This is a genomic window from Butyricimonas sp. DFI.6.44 (genome assembly GCF_022132345.1).
Lineage (GTDB): Bacteria > Bacteroidota > Bacteroidia > Bacteroidales > Marinifilaceae > Butyricimonas > Butyricimonas muris.
This window is the reverse complement of the sequence record NZ_JAKNJD010000031.1, coordinates 1-1,441: the sequence shown is the minus strand read 5'-3', so window position 1 is coordinate 1,441 and position 1,441 is coordinate 1. Positions and strand designations below refer to the sequence as shown.

At 47.1% G+C, this 1,441-nt stretch carries 2 protein-coding genes; both read left to right on the top strand.

From position 1 onward, the window contains the following. The first annotated feature begins 94 nt into the window (after nucleotides 1-94). Nucleotides 95-445 carry an ISAon1 family transposase N-terminal region protein gene (locus L0M98_RS22510; protein ID WP_227217894.1) on the top strand — a complete coding sequence of 117 codons (351 nt, stop codon included), beginning with the start codon at nucleotides 95-97 and terminating at the stop codon, nucleotides 443-445. 22 nt (nucleotides 446-467) lie between these two features. Continuing rightward, nucleotides 468-1,415 (top strand): ISAon1 family transposase, encoded by a 948-nt coding sequence (locus L0M98_RS22505; RefSeq protein ID WP_441301368.1) that lies wholly within the window; start codon nucleotides 468-470, stop codon nucleotides 1,413-1,415. Nucleotides 1,416-1,441: the final 26 nt, after the last annotated feature.

Genomic DNA, 1,441 nt, shown 5'->3' with positions numbered 1-1,441 from the left:
CGGCTCAAGTGGAAAATCTGTGTGTGAAAGTTATTTTTCACACACAGATTTTCCCCCGTTTCTTTTATTTTTGCTTTCTAAACTGTAAAATGTCATGACGGCTTTAGAAGAACTTGTATCTTTAATGTTCCCAGCAGGTTTGCTGGATTATTTTATAGTAACCCGTGTGAGTGCAATCGCTATCGGTTACCGGGTTTACCTTGAAGAGAAAAAAGAAGTACCTTCCCCTTATCCACCCGGGGAGTATATTTGCCACGGTTTTCATGACGAGCAAGTTGTTCATGATTTTCCTTCACGTGGAAAGGTTTTTGACCTGGTGATCAAACGTCGTCGTTGGAAGCATGTTGAAACGGGCAAAGTCATATCCCGTGATTGGAATCTCGTGGCCCGAGGGAGTTCTTTATCGAGAGAGTTCTCGGATTTTTTAAAAGGAACACATCGATAATCACCCGGTAAGCATTCAAAGCGTGGCCCGTCACTATCACTTGCCCGGAGATCAATTACAAGAGCAATACAAGAATCACTGGAGTGATTTTCGCTCCTGGGCTCAGCTGTCTCACGCCGAGTATTGGCTTCTTTTTCCCGGTAACGTTGGTCCGTTCTTGAGTATCGATGAAACGGCTGCCGGGGACCTTCGAACGATCATCACCAACAAGCAGGCTCACGGTCGTAAGGGTAGCATCGTGGCAATCGTGAAAGGTACCCGCGCGGAAGACGTGTCATCGGTTCTATTGAAGCTTCCCCGCCGCCTTCGTTACCGGGTGCAAGAGATCACGTTAGACATGGCCCCAAGCATGGAAAAGATCGCCCGGGAATGTTTTCCCGCCGCCCGTCTGGTGACGGATCGTTTTCACGTTCACCAGCTAGTTCACGAGGCGGTACAGGACTTGCGGGTACAACATCGCTGGGAAGCGATAGAGAGCGAGAACGAGGCGATACTCCACGCGAGAGAAAACGGGCTCAAGTTTAAACCTGCCATGCTGGAAAATGGCGACACGTTAAAACAACTCCTGGCACGAAGCAGGTACTTGTTGTACAAGACACCGTCCTCGTGGACTCCTTCCCAGGAAACGAGAGCGGGGATATTGTTCAAGCTTTACCCGGATATCAAACAGGCCTATGAACTCGCGTTAAAACTGGGACAAATCTTCCGGAGAACCAGGTGGAAAGATGTCGCTTACACCAAGCTGGCACAGTGGTACAGGAAAGTCGAGGAAACCAAGCTCAAGGCTTTCGCTACCGTGGCCAGAACTATAGAGAATCACTATCAAACTATTTTGAATTATTTTGACAACAGGAGTACAAACGCGGCCGCCGAATCGTTTAATGCCAAAATTAAAGAGTTCAGGAGGGTATTCAGGGGTATTAGAGATATTAAATTTTTCTTGTTTCGACTGTGCAAAATTTACGCTTAACATGAAAAAAAACAGATTTTCCAGTT

Bases quoted from the DNA above. Each gene is read 5' to 3' on its own strand.
- L0M98_RS22510 (WP_227217894.1), top strand. From the start codon at position 95: ATGACGGCTTTAGAAGAACTTGTATCTTTAATGTTCCCAGCAGGTTTG.